General features: G+C 36.3%; 18 protein-coding genes and 1 other annotated feature. Of the genes, 1 reads left to right on the top strand and 17 read right to left on the bottom strand.

What is annotated here, in order from left to right; all coding sequences use genetic code 11:
* Positions 1–9 precede the first annotated feature (9 nt).
* From oppB to PYW37_RS02715, 17 genes are all read right to left on the bottom strand, one after another.
* Positions 10–969, bottom strand: a complete 960-nt coding sequence (gene oppB / locus PYW37_RS02795; protein WP_010906163.1) for a murein tripeptide/oligopeptide ABC transporter permease OppB — start codon at positions 967–969, stop codon at positions 10–12.
* Positions 950–1,909 (bottom strand): murein tripeptide/oligopeptide ABC transporter ATP-binding protein OppF, encoded by a 960-nt coding sequence (gene oppF / locus PYW37_RS02790; protein WP_010906164.1) that lies wholly within the window; start codon positions 1,907–1,909, stop codon positions 950–952. Before oppF ends, oppB begins: the two co-directional genes overlap by 20 nt.
* Positions 1,906–2,922 carry a murein tripeptide/oligopeptide ABC transporter ATP-binding protein OppD gene (gene oppD / locus PYW37_RS02785; protein WP_096824293.1) on the bottom strand — a complete coding sequence of 339 codons (1,017 nt, stop codon included), beginning with the start codon at positions 2,920–2,922 and terminating at the stop codon, positions 1,906–1,908. Before oppD ends, oppF begins: the two co-directional genes overlap by 4 nt.
* A gap of 225 nt (positions 2,923–3,147) precedes the next feature.
* Complete coding sequence (rplT, locus tag PYW37_RS02780; RefSeq protein ID WP_003132352.1) at positions 3,148–3,507, bottom strand: 50S ribosomal protein L20; 360 nt, start codon at positions 3,505–3,507, stop codon at positions 3,148–3,150.
* A gap of 161 nt (positions 3,508–3,668) precedes the next feature.
* Positions 3,669–3,869: a 50S ribosomal protein L35 gene (gene rpmI / locus PYW37_RS02775; RefSeq protein WP_003132353.1), complete on the bottom strand. Its 201-nt coding sequence runs from the start codon at positions 3,867–3,869 to the stop codon at positions 3,669–3,671.
* Positions 3,870–3,997: 128 nt separating this feature from the next.
* A complete protein-coding gene (gene infC / locus PYW37_RS02770; protein ID WP_003132354.1) occupies positions 3,998–4,492 on the bottom strand; it encodes a translation initiation factor IF-3 in 495 nt (164 codons plus the stop codon).
* Positions 4,493–4,578: 86 nt separating this feature from the next.
* Positions 4,579–4,704, bottom strand: a sequence feature (ribosomal protein L20 leader region).
* Between the two features lie 334 nt (positions 4,705–5,038).
* A complete protein-coding gene (locus tag PYW37_RS02765) occupies positions 5,039–5,719 on the bottom strand; it encodes an IS6-like element ISS1S family transposase (protein WP_025017110.1) in 681 nt (226 codons plus the stop codon).
* A gap of 134 nt (positions 5,720–5,853) precedes the next feature.
* Positions 5,854–7,731, bottom strand: a complete 1,878-nt coding sequence (gene mnmG, locus PYW37_RS02760) for a tRNA uridine-5-carboxymethylaminomethyl(34) synthesis enzyme MnmG (protein WP_023189777.1) — start codon at positions 7,729–7,731, stop codon at positions 5,854–5,856.
* 373 nt (positions 7,732–8,104) lie between these two features.
* Positions 8,105–8,680, bottom strand: coding sequence for a DUF6287 domain-containing protein (locus tag PYW37_RS02755; RefSeq protein ID WP_023189776.1), 576 nt, complete (start codon positions 8,678–8,680; stop codon positions 8,105–8,107).
* A gap of 132 nt (positions 8,681–8,812) precedes the next feature.
* Entirely contained in the window at positions 8,813–9,181 is a 369-nt protein-coding gene (locus PYW37_RS02750) for a DUF1033 family protein (RefSeq protein WP_014570710.1), read from the bottom strand.
* A 115-nt stretch (positions 9,182–9,296) separates the two neighbouring features.
* Positions 9,297–9,698 (bottom strand): Mini-ribonuclease 3, encoded by a 402-nt coding sequence (locus PYW37_RS02745; protein ID WP_003132362.1) that lies wholly within the window; start codon positions 9,696–9,698, stop codon positions 9,297–9,299.
* Entirely contained in the window at positions 9,691–11,037 is a 1,347-nt protein-coding gene (gene cysS, locus PYW37_RS02740) for a cysteine--tRNA ligase (RefSeq protein WP_023189775.1), read from the bottom strand. The genes PYW37_RS02745 and cysS overlap by 8 nt, the downstream gene beginning before the upstream one ends.
* Before the next feature lie 12 nt (positions 11,038–11,049).
* Positions 11,050–11,643 carry a TMEM175 family protein gene (locus PYW37_RS02735; protein ID WP_023189774.1) on the bottom strand — a complete coding sequence of 198 codons (594 nt, stop codon included), beginning with the start codon at positions 11,641–11,643 and terminating at the stop codon, positions 11,050–11,052.
* Between the two features lie 13 nt (positions 11,644–11,656).
* Positions 11,657–12,256: a serine O-acetyltransferase gene (cysE, locus tag PYW37_RS02730; RefSeq protein WP_025017109.1), complete on the bottom strand. Its 600-nt coding sequence runs from the start codon at positions 12,254–12,256 to the stop codon at positions 11,657–11,659.
* Between the two features lie 106 nt (positions 12,257–12,362).
* Positions 12,363–13,133 carry a hypothetical protein gene (locus PYW37_RS02725; protein WP_023189773.1) on the bottom strand — a complete coding sequence of 257 codons (771 nt, stop codon included), beginning with the start codon at positions 13,131–13,133 and terminating at the stop codon, positions 12,363–12,365.
* Between the two features lie 208 nt (positions 13,134–13,341).
* Positions 13,342–15,624, bottom strand: a complete 2,283-nt coding sequence (pnp, locus tag PYW37_RS02720; protein WP_025017108.1) for a polyribonucleotide nucleotidyltransferase — start codon at positions 15,622–15,624, stop codon at positions 13,342–13,344.
* 282 nt (positions 15,625–15,906) lie between these two features.
* Positions 15,907–17,052, bottom strand: a complete 1,146-nt coding sequence (locus PYW37_RS02715) for a hypothetical protein (protein WP_010906169.1) — start codon at positions 17,050–17,052, stop codon at positions 15,907–15,909.
* A 364-nt stretch (positions 17,053–17,416) separates the two neighbouring features.
* Here PYW37_RS02715 and PYW37_RS02710 point away from each other — a divergent pair, with 364 nt between their 5' ends.
* Positions 17,417–18,382 (top strand): ribose-phosphate diphosphokinase, encoded by a 966-nt coding sequence (locus tag PYW37_RS02710; RefSeq protein WP_012898422.1) that lies wholly within the window; start codon positions 17,417–17,419, stop codon positions 18,380–18,382.
* Positions 18,383–18,498: the final 116 nt, after the last annotated feature.

Below are 18,498 nucleotides of genomic sequence, written 5' to 3'. Positions count from 1 at the left end.
TTTCACTCCTTATTGAATCCGAATTCGTGGGTCAACCATTGCCATGATAATATCCGACAGGAGGGCTCCAAGAAGTCCCAAAAAACCATTTAATAAAATCAAAGCCGTAATCATTGAATAATCTCGCCCAGATATTGAAGTAATAAAAAGTTGTCCTAAGCCAGGATAGCCGAAAATTGTTTCAGCAAATATTGCTCCTCCCAAGAGTCCAGTAATCACAAATCCAAAATTAGAAGCAATTGGTAATGAGGCATTTCTCAAAATATGACGTCTAAAAATCACTTTTTCCTTAACCCCTTTGGCTCGAGCCGTTCGTACATAATCTTGTGTTTGTTCATCTAAAATTCCTGAGCGGAAGTAAGTAAAGATTCCAACTGTTCCAAAGACCGCCAAACTAAAAGCCGGAAGAATCATGTGATAAATCTTACTAAAGAAAACAGGAATTATTCCCATCGCATCTGGACTTACCGTCCCACCTGTCGGAAACCAATTAAGACTATAACCAAAGATAAAGATAATCAAGAGATAGAATACGTAAGGTGGAATACCAAAAGTAATTGAATTATAGGTCAACCACAATTGGTCTTGCCATTTTCCTTCATTTCGAGCTGCAACTATCGACATCGGAATAGCAAATAAGTAAGTTAAAATAACTGACAAAAGTGACATCCAAAAAGTATTAATCGCTCTATGTCCAATGACAGTCATCACAGGCTCTTTGAGATTATAGGACATTCCTAAATTCCCATGTATGGCATTCCCTAGCCACCTGAGATACTGCTCCCACCAAGGGTCATATAAACCTGCTGCCCGTCTTAATGCTTCAACTTCATGTGGGTCGGTATGAGGACCAATCAACCCTGAAAAAGGATCACCAGGCATCAATTTAGCAAAGAAGAAAACAAGAATACTCAAGATAAATAATTGAGGGATCATCAATAAAATACGTCTAATAATTACTTTCCACATTTTCCCCTCCTTTTGGCAAAGCAGCCCAATGACTTTCACTTAATTTTTTTAAGGGCAAAGCGTGTCCATCTTTGTCATAAAAATTTGCTTTTTTATCCTCAAAGTCTTGTTCAACTTTTAGACGGTTTTTCCGATTTTCCGCTCTTCTTGTAACATCAATCGAAGGGATAGCAGATAAGAGTCGTTTAGTATAAATGTGCTGTGGCTCATCAAAAATATCTCTTCGTGTTCCTTTTTCGACAATTCGACCGTTGTGCATGACTGCAATATTATCAGTCATATGGCGGACAACCCCTAAATCATGAGAAATAAAAAGAAATGCAATTCCCAAGTCCTTTTGAATGAGCTTCATGAAATTCAAAACCTGAGCTTGAACAGATAAGTCTAATGCTGAAACTGGTTCATCTGCCACAATTAACTTAGGATTAGTAGCAACTGCCCGTGCGATTCCAATTCTTTGTTGTTGACCTCCAGAAAATTGGAAAGGATACTGTTCTAAAGCTTGTTTAGGTAGTCCAACAATATCCAATAATTCATGAATCCGTTTATTTTCCGTATTAGCATCTATTTTTTCAAAATTTCGAATAGGCTCCGCAATGATATCGTAAATTGTTTTCCGTGGATTCAAACTCGAAAATGCATCTTGAAAAATCATTTGAACATCTTTATTGTATTTGAGCTGGTTTCTTATCTTTTTTTTGCTGACATCTTGTCCTTTGTAAATCAATTGTCCTGATGTCATTTGTTCTAAACCAACAATTGTTTTGCCAATCGTTGATTTTCCAGAGCCAGATTCACCAACTAAACCGACAGTTTCTCCTTCATGAATCGTTAAATCTACTCCATCAACGGCTAAAACATTATCTGTCACTCGATTAAAGAAACCAGATCGAATAGGATAATAAACTTTTAAGTCCTTTAAATTAAGAATTTCGCTCACTTTTTACCCCCTTTCAATTTTTGATCTGGAAATTCAAATTTTTTCCAAGCCTGACCTCGAACAAAATGATTTGAAGAAATTTCAGTCATTTTTTCCGAAATTACTTTTTGAGCTTCTTCTTTCATCCAAGGCACTCGAGCGAGAAATAAATCTTTGTCATACTCAATTTCTGACAGAGAAGGCACAGACCCTGGAATCACATATAAATCATCCGAAACTGTTTCGGCAGATGGATTTGAACGCAAAAGTGACCGGGTGTATGGATGTTTGGGATTTTGAAAAAGCTCTTCAACAGAAGCTTTTTCGACGAGTTGTCCGGCATACATCACCGCCACTGTATCAGCAACTTCAGCAACAACCCCTAAATCATGAGTAATTAGAATAACCCCAGCATTCTTCTTCTTTTGTATTTCTAAAATCAAGTCTAAAATCTGAGCTTGAATGGTAACGTCTAAAGCAGTCGTTGGCTCATCAGCAATAATCAAATCTGGGTCATTGGCAATGGCTATTGCAATCATTACTCTTTGTCTCATCCCGCCTGAAAGTTGGTGGGGAAATTGATTAACGACTCTTTTAGGATTTGGAATTCCTACTTGTTCTAAAAGTTGAAAGATTCTACTTTCATACTGATTTTCTGGATAAACATCATGCACGGCCAGCATTTCCTTGATTTGCTGCCCAATTTTCATCAATGGATTAAGCGCAGTGAGTGGATTTTGAAAAATCATTCCAACTTTACTTCCTCGAATACTTGCCATGGAGTCACCCGTTTTACCAATCACTTCTTCCTCATCCAATAAAATGGAGCCTGTAATTTGAGTTTGATTTGGGTTGTGTAATCCCATAACAGCAGTTGCCAAAGTTGATTTCCCAGAACCTGATTCCCCAACAATGGCTAAAACTTCACCACGTCTAAGCCTTAAATCAATATCATAAATTGCTTTTTGAAATTTACCAGCAATCCGAAAAGCAACACTCACTTGTTTTGCTTCCAAAATATTTTCACTTTCCACATTTACCTCCATTCTGTATTCTTATTTATACTAAATGTCTTTTATTGAAAACAAATTACTTTTGTTTCGAAACAAGGACTTACGGTATTATATTCTTTTTTATTAATTTTTGCAACAATTTAGTATATTCGGAATAAAAAAACACTCCCCTAATGTCATAATTAAGAGAGTGTCTGCTTAAAATATAAAAAATCTGCTAGAAAACCAGCAGATTTTTTAAGATAATTATTTAGCCAAAGCTTTTTTTGCTTCTTCAGCAAGTGCAGTAAATGCAGCAGCATCAGCGATTGCGATGTCAGCAAGCATTTTACGGTTTACTTCGATATCAGCTAATTTCAAACCGTGCATCAATTTGCTGTATGAAAGACCATTCATACGTGCAGCTGCGTTGATACGTGCAATCCATAATTTACGGAAGTCGCGTTTCTTTTGACGACGATCGCGGAATGCGTAGTAGTATGAATTCATGACTTGCTCTTTAGCAGTCTTGAAGAGTTTATGTTTAGCTCCGTAGTAACCTTTAGCGAGCTTTAAAATACGTTTACGGCGTTTGCGAGTTGCAACGCTACCTTTAACACGTGCCATGTGTGTTCTCCTTTAATTCTTAGTAGATTTCAATTTTGTCATAATGACAAATTTATTTTTTTATTGAGTTGGAGCAAGAAAATTAGATGACTTATTTCATTGTCCCTCTTAGTCGCTTACGCTCTTGCGAGGATTGCTCCAATGCAGCGAACAATGTTCGCTTAACGCATTGTCGCAACCATACGACGGATACGTTTGAAGTCCCCTTTAGAAACCATAGAAGATTTACGAAGTTGACGACGTTGTTTTACAGTTTTACCGTGGAAACGGTGAGAAGTGTAAGCACGGAAGCGTTTAAGACCGCCGTTACCTGTACGTTTGAAACGTTTAGCAGATGCGCGGTGAGTTTTTTGTTTTGGCATTGTAATTCTCCTTAATTTATATCAGTTGGCAGAAAAAATTATTCTGCACCTCTATTCTTTTTAAACATTCGTTTTCAATGAATAGAGAGGTGAAAGGTTAACCTTTCAGATGGTTGTCTTGTTAAGACCTATTTTTTAATAGGTGCAAGTTGCAAGAACATTTGACGACCATCCATTTTGGCTCTTTGTTCAACAACAGCAACTTCTTTTGTTGCTTGCGCGAACTTGTCCATTACTTGACGACCCACATCTTGGTGAGTAATCATCCGACCTTTAAATCGGATTGAAACCTTAACTTTATCGCCTTTTTCAAGAAACTTGATGGCTTGACGAAGCTTTGTATCAAAGTCGTTTTGGTCAATTACTGGTGACAAACGGACTTCTTTTACAGAAACAACAGCTTGTTTTTTCTTTGCTTCTTTTTGTTTTTTCTTTTGCTCAAACATGAATTTTGTATAATCCATGATTTTTGCAACAGGTGGTTCTTGGTTTGAAATTAAAACCAAGTCCATGTTAAGATTTTCAGCTTGCATTAGCGCCTCAGACGTTGGTGTGACACCTAATTGTTCACCCTCAGCGCCAATGAGACGAACCTCACGAGCACGGATTGCACCGTTCATCATAGGTTTTCTATTGTCTTGTTTAGCTATGTTCGTTCTCCTTCTAATATGATGTGAAAGTTGACTAAGATTTAGGCAACTTCTTTTTTAAAGAAAAACAAAAGCGGAACGACAATCTCGCCCCGCTCATGAAAACATTCGTTTTTGAATAATTCCATTCGTTTGCCCAGGGCTATAACCTCTAAGGCGAGAAGCGGGTGCTTCTGCTTTTCAACTCTATTATTCTATCAATTATTTAAAGACTTGTCAAGTCCTAATTTTTTTTATTATTTATAGTGAAATTTATCTCTAATTCTGGTTATAATTCTAATTTTTTGACACTTATAGAATACAATTTTAGAATATGGCTTTAATCTTGTCAATTCAGCATTTTTTCTATAATTTCAAACACCATATCATTCAATAAAATGAAAATAAAATGATAAAATAATTATAATAAACTAAAATTATCGAAAGGAGAATAAAATGTCAGATATTCAACTCATTACAATTTTTGGTTCTGTTGCAAAGTTTAAAAATCAAATACAAGGTTTATAATCCTTCTTGTTCTTAAGCTAATATTCCCATTAATACCTTAATCTCAGTAGATACCGAAAATCCGAAGAGCGTTCCATTTCTTCGGTTCTTTTTGTATATTCCTCGAATTGTTTCCATGCCCTTAATCGTGGTTGAGGCAGTTCGTAGACTTCGATAAAATTTATTGCGTCGTTTGATTGGTCGATGGTCTTGCTCAATGAGGTTATTGAGATACTTCACGGTTCGATGCTCTGTCTTAGTATATAAACCGTTACTCTGTAACTTTCTAAATGCAGAACAAATAGAGGGCGCTTTATCCGTGACAATTACTCTTGGTTGACCAAACTGTTTATGTAGTCGTTTCAAGAACGCATAAGCAGCTTGAGTATCCCGTTTCTTGCGTAGCCAGATGTCTAAAGTCAATCCATCCGCATCAATTGCACGATAGAGATAATGCCAACGACCTTTGATTTTGATATAAGTTTCATCCATTTTCCACGAATAGAAGGACTGTCTATTTTTCTTTTTCCAGAGATGATAGAGGACTTTACTGTATTCTTGTACCCAACGATAAATAGTTGTGTGACAAACGTTAATCCCACGATCATAAAGGAGTTCTTGAATTTCACGATAGCTTAGATTGTAACGTAGATAATAACCATCAGCGACAATAATCACATCTTTTTGAAATTGTTTACCTTTAAAATAGTTCATTGATATATCCTCGCTGTCATTTTTATTCATTTTACACTAAAATAGACTTATCAGAAAACTTTGCAACAGAACCCAAGGACTCTCCCAAAAATTTTCTGTCAGTAACTTTTTGTCAGTAAAATTTTAATTTTTAATTATTTTCCTTCAAGGTAAACCATGAGAATACTGATGTCAGCAGGATTTACCCCTGAAATCCGACTCGCTTGTCCCAGCGTTTCTGGATTTATTTTTTTGAATTTTTGACGGGCTTCAGTAGCAATTGAGTCAAGCTTATCCCAATCCATATTTTTAGGAATTCGTTTCGCTTCCAAGCGATGCATTTTGTCCACTTGGTCCATTGCTTTTTTGATGTAGCCTTCATAAGTAATTTCAGTTTCAATCAATTCAATGACAGTACGGTCAATCTTTTCTGGTGCTTGTCCGATAAAATCGATGACTTCATTGTAGTGAACTTCAGGTCGTTTCAAAAATTCTGCACCGGTCAGCGCATCTTTAATTAGTCCAAAGCCCAATTTTCCTAATTTTTCTTGTGTGTCAGGCAAAGGTTTGAGTTTTTCTGAATTCAATCGTTTCATTTCACGGTCAAATTGAGCCATTTTTGCTTGGTAATGTTCCCATTGTTCATCTGAAACAAGGCCCACTTGACGGCCAATTTCAGTCAAACGGCGGTCAGCATTATCATGGCGAAGAATTAAACGGTATTCTGCACGTGATGTCAAAAGACGATATGGTTCCAGCGTTCCCTTAGTTACCAAATCATCAATCATTACCCCAATATAGGCTTCACTACGTTTTAAGATAAATTCAGGCTTTCCTTGAACTTTAAGTGCTGCATTTATTCCAGCTACTAAGCCTTGCCCTGCTGCTTCTTCATAGCCTGAGGTCCCGTTGGTTTGTCCCGCTGTAAATAGTCCAGAAACCAGTTTTGTTTCAAGTGTTGGACGGAGTTGATGAGGCATCACCACATCGTATTCTATAGCATAACCCGGACGCATCATTTGAGCATTTTCAAGTCCTGGAATTGATTTAACTAAATCAAATTGGACATCTTCAGGCATTGAAGTTGAAAGTCCACCGATATAGACTTCTTCTGTATTCCGTCCTTCTGGTTCAAGGAAGAGTTGATGACGAGGTTTGTCAGCAAAGCGAGTGATTTTGTCTTCTATTGAAGGACAGTAACGTGGTCCTACTCCTTTAACAATTCCTGAAAAAAGTGGTGCTCGGTGTAAATTATCACGCAAAATAGTATGACTATTCTCAGTAGTATAAGTGAGCCAGCATGGAATTTGATCTTTTAGATAATTTTCATCAGAGCTCATAAAACTAAAATGATTAGGCGCTTCATCACCTGGTTGAATTTCTGTTTTGTCGTAATCAATAGAACTCGCCAAAACGCGTGGAGGAGTTCCGGTTTTAAAACGACCAATTTCAAATCCAATTTCACGTAAATTATCTGCTAGACCAATTGATGAAAGAGAGTTATTGGGTCCTGAAGAATATTTAAGTTCTCCAATAATAATTTCACCACGCAAAGCTGTTCCTGTAGTGATAATTACTGCCTTAGCACCATATTTAGTTCCTGTCGAAGTCTTGATTCCGATGACTTTTTTCTTTTCTTCATCAAGAATAAGTTCTTCAACCATTCCTTGACGGAGTGTCAAATTTTCTTGGTCTGAAACTGTATTCTTCATTGAAGCGGCATATTCATCTTTATCGGCTTGAGCACGAAGAGCTCGAACTGCTGGACCTTTTCCGGTATTAAGCATCTTCATTTGAATATAAGTCTTATCAATGTTGCGACCCATTTCACCACCGAGCGCATCAATTTCTCTGACAACAATTCCTTTAGCTGAGCCACCAATTGATGGATTACATGGCATAAAGGCAACCATATTAAGATTAATCGTCATGAGTAATGTTTTAGAGCCCATCCGTGCAGCTGCTAGTGAAGCTTCAACCCCTGCATGTCCTCCTCCAATGACAACAACATCATAATTTTCTTGAAAATTCATTTTTTACTACGAATTTTTTAAATTCGCCTTTCTTTATATTTTGATAAAAGTTTTTGCAAAAATACTGACAGAATTATTAATCATTCTTTTACTGACAGCTTTTATAGCCCTTAATAAGCCTTGTTAAAAGCTGTCAGTAAATATTTTGCAAATAAAAAAGCCAAAGCTGTGAAAAATATGTCAAAAAATCCTCTCATCAGTTACTGACAGAAAATAATCACAATTGATTTTTCTGTCAGTAACTTTTAAAAGTCTCTTGTCATATTTTCCCGAGCTTTGACCATCGAGTTCTTATCTAAGATAATGATATTTTAACTCATTTTAAACATTTTTTCAAGACTATTTTCTTATCATTTTAAATCTTAGACTGTTTTTAAAAGATTTCTTCCAATTCACGGTATAAAACTTGCTCAATGATATCTTGAGCAGACATATAATCATTAAAAAGAATGATACGATCTTTCTTCTTGTCAGTAGGATCATATTGACCTGCGTAATCAATTTTACCATTAGCTAATCTTACTGGAATAGCACTCCCTTGTGGATAGATGCCTAGAAACTTCCCTGAGTTAATTCCTTCACCTATCAACTTCAAATAAGGTAGCTCATTTTCTGAACTCACTCCTTCCAAAGTTAAGTCATATTGTTGACCCTCAAAAGTTGCCGAAGGACCTGAAATAACAAGAGTTTTAGTTTTCTTAGCAATTGAGCTATTCTTCCAAAGACCTGATAGTGTTATAAAATTTTCTTTTTTGATTTCTTTGGTGTTTATTTTGATTCCTGTATTATTTGTTTTTGTTTTATTTTCAGTCGAATTTTGTGTGCTTGCTGTTGAATTCGATAGTGAATGCTCTTTAGATTGTTCCTGAACATTATGAAATAATGCCAGTCCAAGAACTGCGATAAGTAATATTAAAAATCCATCTAATATAATTAACGGTTTCTTCATAGCGCCTCCTAACATTAGATTTATATTATAAAATAATTATAATATAATTTCAAGTTTCTTACCAATGAAATGCTTACGATTATTCTATCAGAACAAAAGAAAGCTTACTCAGTCAGTAAACTTTCTCATTTTTTAATTTTCAGTTTTCATGGAACAGAAACGTTCTGGGAGTTCTCCAGATTTTTTACTATAACCTGAGCGCTTTTTCTCAAGCGGAATCGCATGCCAGTCTTCCAACAAAGCAATGCTGTGATAGCGCTGTAAATAACCTACACAGTCTTCACACCATTCTTCATCTCCGTTTTTCCAAAATGCTGTTTGCAAGCCAGACTTGCTAGTGAATTCTTTAAAATTCTCAGCCATTTCAAACCATTCTTTTTTATAATATTTTAAAGCTTTATAAAAATCATCAAACTCATCTACTGAAACTATATCTTCTTTCCAGCCGTCGAAGAACCACCATGGTTCATCGGTGCCGTACATTGTAACTACTCTATACATCTCTTCTTCTTTCCGCTGATTTTTTTCTTTGTATCTTTGCATACCTATTCTAGCGGATTTTTTTCTTTTTCTAAAATAATTTGCTTAATACTTTGATCTTTGTAATTAATAAACTTTAAACCAGATCTGCTTCAATTGTTTTAAGGGAAAAATCCCAAAATTCTTGAAGTCGCTCTTTTTGTTGCGTTAAATGGAGAATTCCAACAACAGCTTCAAAACCTGTTGATATTCTGTAAGTAACAACATCGGTATTTTTGGCCGTCGTTTTAGAATGAGCATTGCGCCCTCTTTTAAAATAAGTCAATTCATATTCAGTCAAAAAATCAACTTCATCCATTGCAGAAATAATTTTTGCTTGTGCTTTAGCTGACACAAATTTCGTTGCATTTTTTTGAAGCATGGCGGGCTTTGTCAGGCCTTTATCTAATAAGTACTCACGCACAAAGACCTCATAAATCGCATCCCCAATATAGGCCAATGCAATACCATTCAAAAGTTCTGCTTGTTGCTTATTCACGATGCCACCGTACCCCGTCTTTTGTATCTTCAAGAACAATCCCTTGAGCTTTCAAAGCGTCACGAATTTCATCTGACTTCGCAAAATCACGGACTTCTCGTGCCAATTGTCTTGCTTCAATCATGGCTTCAATTTCGCTGTCCAAACTTTGCTCAAATTTAAATTTAATCCCTAAAATTTCTAAAACTTGGTCAAAAAATTCTTTGACCTCAGGCCCACCGTTTCCTTTATTAACCCAAGAAACAAAGTCATAAAAAACAGTCATTCCATTGGCAATATTGAAATCTTCATCCATGGCAGCAACAAAATCATTTCTGAAAGTCGTAAGTGCTGACAAATTAGACTCAGCTTGCTCATCCAAATGACGATAAGCATTTTCAATTTTTTTGATATTATTTTCAGCTTCTGTCAGTGCATCATCAGTAAAATTGACTGGTCTTCTATAATGAGTAGTTGCTAAAAAGAAACGTAAAATTTGTGGATTAACTACTTGAAGGAGTTCATGAACAGTTGTGAAATTGCCTAGTGATTTAGACATTTTTTCACCATCGACATTTACGAATCCATTGTGCATCCAATAATTAACAAACTTTTGCCCAGTTTTTGCTTCAGATTGTGCAATTTCATTTGTATGGTGTGGAAATTCTAAATCTGCTCCTCCACCATGAATGTCAATTGTTTCGCCTAATAATGAGGTTGACATGACTGAACATTCAATATGCCAGCCCGGACGACCAGCTCCCCAAGGCGCTTGCCAAGAAACTTCATCAGCTTTCGCAGATTTCCAAAGAGCAAAATCGGCTGGTGATTCTTTAAGTTTTGTTTCTTCATCCGTACGTCCAGAAGCGCCCGCAAGTAAATCTGCAAGATTTTTATTCGCTAATTTAGCGTAATCTTTAGATTTAGACACACGGAAATAAACGTCTCCTTGAGAAACATAAGCAAATTCTTTATCCACTAGTTCTTGAATAAACTCAATCATCGCTTCGATGAATTCTGTTGCTTTCGGATTTTGACTGGCTCTTTTAACATTTAAAGCATCAGTATCTTCATAAAAAGCAGCAATATAACGTTCAGAAAGTTCTTTAGTACTGATATTTTCATTAGCTGCTGCCTTGATAATTTTATCATCAACATCTGTGAAATTAGAGATATATTGAACTTCAAATCCTCGAAATTCCAAATATTTTCTAACCAAATCAAAAGCAACAACAGAACGAGCATTTCCTACATGGATGTAATTATAAACGGTCGGTCCGCAGACATACATTTTTACTTTTCCAGGTTCAATCGGCTGAAAATCTTCTAGCTGTCGACTATAAGTATTATATATTTTCATTCTATTTCCTTCTTAATCTTCATCATAAACAATAGAGGTGATAAGAGAACGTATTGGTAAATAGAGCAATGGAATCCCCGTATAAGCAGGATATCCAATACTCGAAATCACAATAGCAAGTGCAGACATCACAATCAAATCCCAAGGTTTACGTGACTGATGCCTGCTGATTATTATTTCATTCAGGCGGTAAGTATATTTGATAAGCAAAGAAGCAAACCGTGAGGTCACAATAATATATAAAACATAGATGATTGTGAAGTATGCGGGATGAATTCCATTATCAATTTGGGTCATAAAGGGAAAAAGTGAGACAAGCATGAGAAAAATTGTATAAGCAAAAATCTGCCAACCACTTATTTTCTTTATGCGTCCAAAGAACTTACTAAATTGAAAATAATAAGAAACAACAACCAGAAAACTCACAAAGAAAATAATGAGTGAGCTGCTTGTTTCACGAAAATCATACTGATTATTGCCAATAAGTTTTGGTAAAGGAATTTCTAAAACCATAATCGTTGCAATGATAGACATAACAGCATCCGTAAATGATTTTAAAGTTGCAAGTAAATGTCCCTCATAAATGGCTACTTTTCTCTTTTTCACTTCTCATTTCTCCTCACAAATGTGATGAATGATAGCTTGCTTCTCTTTTTTCTTCAAGGCTTATGATGCGCTCGACATCTTTTTTACCTTTAACTCGAACAACTTTTGCAGGTATTCCAACAACAGTTACTTCTGGCGGAACATCTGTTACCACAACAGCACTCGCCCCTACTTTTGCATTTTCTCCAACTTCAATAGGACCTAAAAGTTGAGAATGGGCAGAAATTAATGCCCCTTGTCTAATTGTTGGATGACGTTTCCCTTTATCTTTTCCTGTCCCCCCCAAGGTAACTCCATGATAAAGCTTGACGTCCTTTTCAACAATGGCAGTTTCGCCAATAACTAATCCAGAACCATGGTCAATAAAGACGCCATGGGCAATTTCTGCTCCTGGATGAATTTCAATTTGAGTCCAAAATCGCCAAAATTGTGAGTGCATCCGAGCCAAAAGTTTCAAATGATGACGCCAAAGAAAATGTGAAATTCGGTGAGCTGCAAGAGCTTTTACTCCTGGATAGGTCAAAAAGACTTCCAGGGCAGTTCTAGCTGCCGGATCATTTTCTTTGGTCACTCGAATTGCTTCAGACCAAAAACCTTTCTTTTTTTCGTTCATTTTTTCCTACTTCGTTAAAAAATACTTATAGTAAATTATACCATAAGCATTGTGGGCCTTGTTGATTCAAAAACGTGTAATTGACTAAATCAAGCTTTCAATTGATTTAATCTCTTGTTAATTCTTCCCAAGTGACCATTGAATTTTGAACTTCTTCTTGTGAGTAGTCCAAAGGATTTACAGTAATTCCTAGGCTTTTTCCTAAGTCATTTATGGCTTCATCTTCTCCATTTAATAATTCATCAATTTTTAAAAGTAGAACTTGTCCATTATTTTCCTTAAAGGCTTGACTAAAGTAGGCTTCATTGTGCCATTTAGCCAAACTATCTAAATTATCAAACAAAGGAAGATATTCTTCATTGTCCTGATTGATTAGATTAGGGAAAGTTCTCTGACCACTTGTTGTGACGAAAGCTGGAACGAAATAATATTTTTCTCTTTGTTCAGCCTCAAGATTTTCCGGACTAAAAACTTTATTCAAAATTTCAGTATAATGAACTAAAAATTGCATTAATTCTGGTGTCCCAAAGTAAACGGTGTTGCCTTTAGCTTCATCTTGAGGTAATTTAGGATTGATTGCTAAAATATCAATATCCGTTTCCATTAATTGGTCTAAAATTTCAATTAATGAGTGCAATTCCCATTCCGTCTCAAAGTCTGTCAGTTCTGACAGGAAAACTTCAAGTTCTTCTTCTGTTGTAAAAACAGGTAGTGCCTTATGGTCTTCAATCGGAACAAAGAAAACTGATTTTGGTGCCAATACTGGAAATTGATGAAAAGCATAGACCAATGAGAGGTCTTCCATAAATGAGCCTGGATTTGCTAATGAAACTCGCAAACGTTCATCTAGTTCTGGATTGAGATTATAATTTGACATATTTTTTTGCTGACAGACCTGTCAGTGATTATTTACAAGCTAAATAAACAAATAATTTACTGACAGAAATCCAAGCATGAATAATCACATTTCGGTTATCATCTATCCATTAGCCATCTATGACTTCTGGATAGGCTAGCATTTTAATCAGTAAATTTTATTTTATTTCAAGGTCTATTTTTACAGCTTTTCCATTTTATGATTGAGCTTATTCTGGTTTTTTAGTTGAGAGTTCTGGAAACTCTTCATCAATATGTGATTTACGTTCACGGAGCTCAAAACTGTGGTTTCCAACTTTATTTCCCTGATTATTACGGTCATTATTACGACTGCGACGGTCACCATTTTCACGGCGTTCTCTTGGTTTACGCTCAGGTTCAACATAACCTTCTGGTTTCTCAACTAAAGCACGCATTGATGCATCTACGCGACCCTTGTCATCAATTTTCATGATTTTAACTTTGACAGTGTCACCTAATTTCACAACATCTTCAACATTTTCTGTCCGAGCCCAAGCCATTTCAGAAATATGCACCATTGCATCTTGCTTACCAAATAGATTTACAAAAGCACCAAAACTTTCGATACGAACCACTTTTGCATCGTAAATTTCACCAACTTTTGCTTCACGAACAAGTTCAGCAATAATTTCTTTAGCACGATCAATCGCTGCTTGGTCAGAAGAGAAAATTGAACAAAGTCCTTCGTCATCAATATCAATTTTTACGCCCGTTTCAGCAATAATTTTATCGATTTGCTCGCCACCTTTACCGATGACAACTTTAATCTTATCGACAGGAATTGTAATTGTATCAATTTTAGGTGCTGAAGGTGCTAACTCTTCACGAGGTTGTGCAATTGTTGCTTCAATTACATCAAAAATTTGGAAACGTGCAGTTTTTGCTTGTGCAAGAGCTTCGGCAAGAATTTCTGGTGTAATTCCTGAAATTTTAATATCCATTTGTAGTGCAGTAATCCCGTCACGAGTTCCCGCAACCTTGAAGTCCATATCACCAAAATGGTCTTCAAGCCCTTGAATATCTGTCAAAACAGTATAATTTGTTCCGTCAGAAATCAAGCCCATCGCAATCCCAGCAACTGGTGCTTTGATTGGTACACCACCAGCCATCAGTGCAAGTGTTCCTGCACAGATTGAAGCTTGTGATGACGAACCATTTGATTCTAAAACTTCAGCGACCAAACGAATGGCATAAGGGAATTCCTCTAAAGAAGGCAATACTTGTTCTAAAGCACGTTCACCGAGCGCTCCGTGACCAATTTCACGACGTCCAGGTGCCCCGTAACGTCCTGTTTCCCCAACAGAATACTGTGGGAAATTATAATGATGCATAAAACGTTTTTTATATTCATCATTCAAACCATCAATGATTTGTGCTTCATTCATTGGTGCCAAAGTCAATGTTGATAAAGCTTGGGTTTGACCACGAGTAAATAAACCTGTCCCATGTGTAATATTACGTGGGGTAAAGTCAATTTCAGCATCAAGCGGGCGAATTTCATCAATTTTACGTCCATCAGGACGGATTTTATCTTCAGTAATCAAGCGACGAACTTCCGCATGTTCCATTCCTTCAAGAATTTCAGCAAGATCACGCAAAATGATTGATAGATTTTCATCGTTCTCATATTTTGCACTGTAAACAGAAATTATCGCCTCTTTAACTGCTTTTGTCGCAGATTCACGCGCCAATTTTTCTTCAATTTGAACTGCTTTTTGCAAATCTGAATTGTAAGCTGCAATCACTTCGGCTTTTAAATCTTCATCAACATGCAAAAGTTCAACTTCAGCTTTTTCTTTTCCAACTTTTGCAACAATTTCATTTTGAAATTCAATTAATTCTTTAACAGCATTATGTCCTGCCAAAAGTGCACCAAGCATCACTTCTTCTGAAAGTTCCTTGGCCCCAGATTCAACCATATTGATTGCGTTGATATTTCCCGCAACAGAGAGCTCCAAACTTGATGCCTCTTTTTCCGCAACAGTTGGATTGATGATATATTCTCCATCAATATAAGCAACTTCAACACCTGCAATTGGTCCATCAAATGGAATATCAGAAATTGCAAGCGCTAAAGAAGAGCCAAACATTGCTGCCACACGACCAGAAGCATTTTCATCATAAGAAAGAACAGTATTAATTACCTGAACTTCATTACGAAAACCTTCAGCAAACATAGGACGAATTGGGCGGTCAATTAAACGAGCAGTCAATGTCGCATCAGTCGACGGACGAGCCTCACGTTTGTTGAAACCTCCTGGGAATTTACCAGCAGCATACATTTTTTCTTCATAGTTCACTTGAAGTGGGAAGAAATCACCCGTAGCCATTTTACCCATTGTAGCGGCTGTTAAAACAGTTGTATCTCCATAACGTACAACAACAGCACCATTTGCTTGTTTTGCAACTTGACCTGTTTCAACAGTTAATGTCCGACCTGCAAATTCGATTGAAAATGTTTCTTTTGCCAATGTTTTTCTCCTTGACTTGAAATGCTATGAACTTTCTCTAACAGTCCAGTCTCCTGCTTTTGTAATATATTTTAGCTTTATGTTTTTCTAAACAAAAATCAATCTGTCATTACTGAACCTCTTGTCAGTAATTTTTCACTGACAAAACTTTTTTATTTTCTGTCAGTAACATTTTTACTGACAGATTCACTTTTGTATAGAACTACACGTATGTCCCATTATACTATATTTTAAGTAAGAAAAAAAGGCTCATAGAGAGCCTTTTAGACAATTTTTAGTTCATTAGTTAGCGGCTTTTACAGCAACTTCGCCAGAGACTTTAAATTGGTTTGCAGCTGGAAGAGCTTTGTAAGTATCAAGTTGTTCTTGAGTTGCAAAGTAAAGATTTCCAGTGATTTCAGATTGGATTGATTGACCATCAGTCCCTTTCATGTCGCGTGCCATAATTGAAGCATCTTTACCGACATAAACGTCACCTTTGATATTACCACCTTCAAGATCGAAAGCAGGTGAGTTAACAATCAAGCGTTTAACTGTCAAAGTATAAGATTTAGTGACTTGGTGTTGATCATTTTGTTTAATCATTGCAAGTGTACGTTGAACAGCTGATTTTTCATTGAGGAAAGTACCATCAATTGTAAGGTCTTTACCTGAAGCATCAACATCAGCGTTAGTAGCTACAAGCCAAGCACCATTTTTACCGAGTGCTTTTTTCAATACTGAAACATCAGCAGTACCAGTTGTTGCCCCAGTTTCTGTATCTGTACCATTTCCTTCAAATGAATAAGTTACATTTCCGTGAGCGCCAGCTGTAATTCCACCAGGTTTGAATGAAACAACATCGCCTTTAACAACTGAAGTTGTACCAGTTACTTTAACTTTTTGAGCATCTGGTAATTTATTGTAAGCATCAAGAAGGTCTTGGCTAGCAAAAGTCAAGTTACCATCAATTGTTGCTTGTCCTTCAACACCTGTACCAGTTTGTCCGTGGAAGCCAGTTGCAAATACATCAACATTCCCTTTAACAGTACCATTTGAAATATAGAAACCAGGAGATTTCACTTCAATTTTATCAACTGTCAAAGTATAACGGTCAGTAATTTTGTGGCTGCTATCTTGATTGTAGATTGCCAATTTACGAGCGACTTGTCCGTCACCTAAGAAAAGACCTTCAACAGTCAAAGTTTTCCCAGAAGCATCCATATCACCTTTAGTTGCATTCAACCAAGCTCCATTTTTAGCAAAGCCTTTTTGCAAATCAGAGAAGTTGTTTGTTCCTTGAGTTGCACCAGCAAAAACTTCTGCTTTTGATGATTGTTCTGTTTTTTTATCAGAGCTACTTGAAGAGTTATTACTTCCACAAGCGGCAAGTAAAGAAACTGAGAGTACTGAAACTGCAAGAAGTGAGATCACTTTTGTTTTTTTCATTTTTAATTCCCCTAAAAATAAATAATTTGTTCGTAACACTTACCTTTCACGAACCTTACAGAACCATTGTAACACTTCGCTTTTGTAAACGCAAGACTTTGCACGAACTTTCACAAACTTTACATTCTCGTTTTTTTGAAAATGTTTTCAATCGCTTATACATCAAGCATTAAAGCGCTTTTTTAATTTATTAGAATTTTAAGTTTGTGAAATAATTTTTTGCTTGAAAGAATTATTCAAAATACTCTCAAATTTTATTTTCAGATTAATTCACAAAGATATTTACAGATATAGACTATGAAAATCACCATTATTTTGCTAAAATAGAACTATATTATTTCATAAAAGAAAATGGAGAGAAATCGTGGTTTACTCTGATTCACACTTAAAGCTTTTTGCCTTAAACTCAAACCCTGGTCTTGCTGAGAAAATTAGCCAGTTTACAGGAGTTCCTCTAGGAAAACTTTCTTCAAAACAGTTTTCCGACGGTGAAATTATGATTAACATGGAAGAAAGTGTCCGTAGTCAAGACATCTTTATTGTTCAATCAACAAGCTGCCCTGTTAACGATCACCTTTGGGAATTACTAATCATGATTGACGCATGTAAACGTGCTTCTGCTCGTACAATTAACGTTGTTATCCCATACTTTGGATATGCTCGTCAAGACCGTACTGCGACTTCTCGTGAACCAATCACAGCCAAATTAGTTGCTGATATGATTGTTAAAGCTGGAGCTGACCGCTTATTAACCCTCGATATTCACGCTGTCCAAGTACAAGGTTTCTTTGATATACCTGTAGACAACTTGTTTACTGTCCCACTTTTTGCTGACTACTACCGTAAGAGTGGATTATTTGGTGATGACGTGATTGTTGTTGCACCAAAAAATTCTGGGATTAAACGTGCACGCTCACTTGCTGAATACTTAGAGTCAGCAATTGCCATTGTTGACTATGAAGATGATGACAAAAACCGTGAAAACGGATATGTTATCGGTAATGTTTCAGGTAAAAAAGTTATTCTTATCGATGATATTTTGAACACTGGGGTCACTTTTGCCAACGCTGCAAATGTTGTACGCGAAGCGGGAGCAAGTGAAATTTATGCAGTTGCCAGCCACGGATTATTTACTAGCGGAGCCGCTGATGTTCTTGAAAAAGCAGATATCAAAGAAATTTTGGTCACAGATTCTGTTGTGACAAACCATCGCAAACCTTTAAATGTAAAATATTTGAGTGCAGCTGAATACTTAGCCAGTGCTATTCTTCGTATCCACGAAGGACGTCCAGTTTCTCCACTTTTTGAACATGAAAAACCTCAAGATTAAAGGAATTCTTATAGAAACACTTTAAGCAATTGAAAAATACCAACACTAAGTTGGTATTTTTATTTTTGATATATTAATTTATAAAATAAAAGTCATCTCAATTGACGACTTTTTCT

Source organism: Lactococcus lactis (genome assembly GCF_029023865.1).
In the GTDB taxonomy this organism is placed as follows: domain Bacteria; phylum Bacillota; class Bacilli; order Lactobacillales; family Streptococcaceae; genus Lactococcus; species Lactococcus lactis.
Note: the sequence above shows the minus strand (reverse complement) of the source record. Positions and strands in the feature narration are given on the sequence as shown.

Bases quoted from the DNA above. Each gene is read 5' to 3' on its own strand.
- PYW37_RS02715 (WP_010906169.1), bottom strand. From the start codon at position 17,052: ATGAAAAAAACAAAAGTGATCTCACTTCTTGCAGTTTCAGTACTCTCA.
- PYW37_RS02750 (WP_014570710.1), bottom strand. From the start codon at position 9,181: ATGTATAGAGTAGTTACAATGTACGGCACCGATGAACCATGGTGGTTC.
- PYW37_RS02725 (WP_023189773.1), bottom strand. From the start codon at position 13,133: ATGTCAAATTATAATCTCAATCCAGAACTAGATGAACGTTTGCGAGTT.
- rplT (WP_003132352.1), bottom strand. From the start codon at position 3,507: ATGGCACGTGTTAAAGGTAGCGTTGCAACTCGCAAACGCCGTAAACGT.
- cysS (WP_023189775.1), bottom strand. From the start codon at position 11,037: ATGAAAATATATAATACTTATAGTCGACAGCTAGAAGATTTTCAGCCG.
- rpmI (WP_003132353.1), bottom strand. From the start codon at position 3,869: ATGCCAAAACAAAAAACTCACCGCGCATCTGCTAAACGTTTCAAACGT.
- cysE (WP_025017109.1), bottom strand. From the start codon at position 12,256: ATGAACGAAAAAAAGAAAGGTTTTTGGTCTGAAGCAATTCGAGTGACC.
- infC (WP_003132354.1), bottom strand. From the start codon at position 4,492: ATGATGAACGGTGCAATCCGTGCTCGTGAGGTTCGTCTCATTGGCGCT.
- mnmG (WP_023189777.1), bottom strand. From the start codon at position 7,731: ATGAATTTTCAAGAAAATTATGATGTTGTTGTCATTGGAGGAGGACAT.
- PYW37_RS02755 (WP_023189776.1), bottom strand. From the start codon at position 8,680: ATGAAGAAACCGTTAATTATATTAGATGGATTTTTAATATTACTTATC.
- oppB (WP_010906163.1), bottom strand. From the start codon at position 969: ATGTGGAAAGTAATTATTAGACGTATTTTATTGATGATCCCTCAATTA.
- PYW37_RS02765 (WP_025017110.1), bottom strand. From the start codon at position 5,719: ATGAACTATTTTAAAGGTAAACAATTTCAAAAAGATGTGATTATTGTC.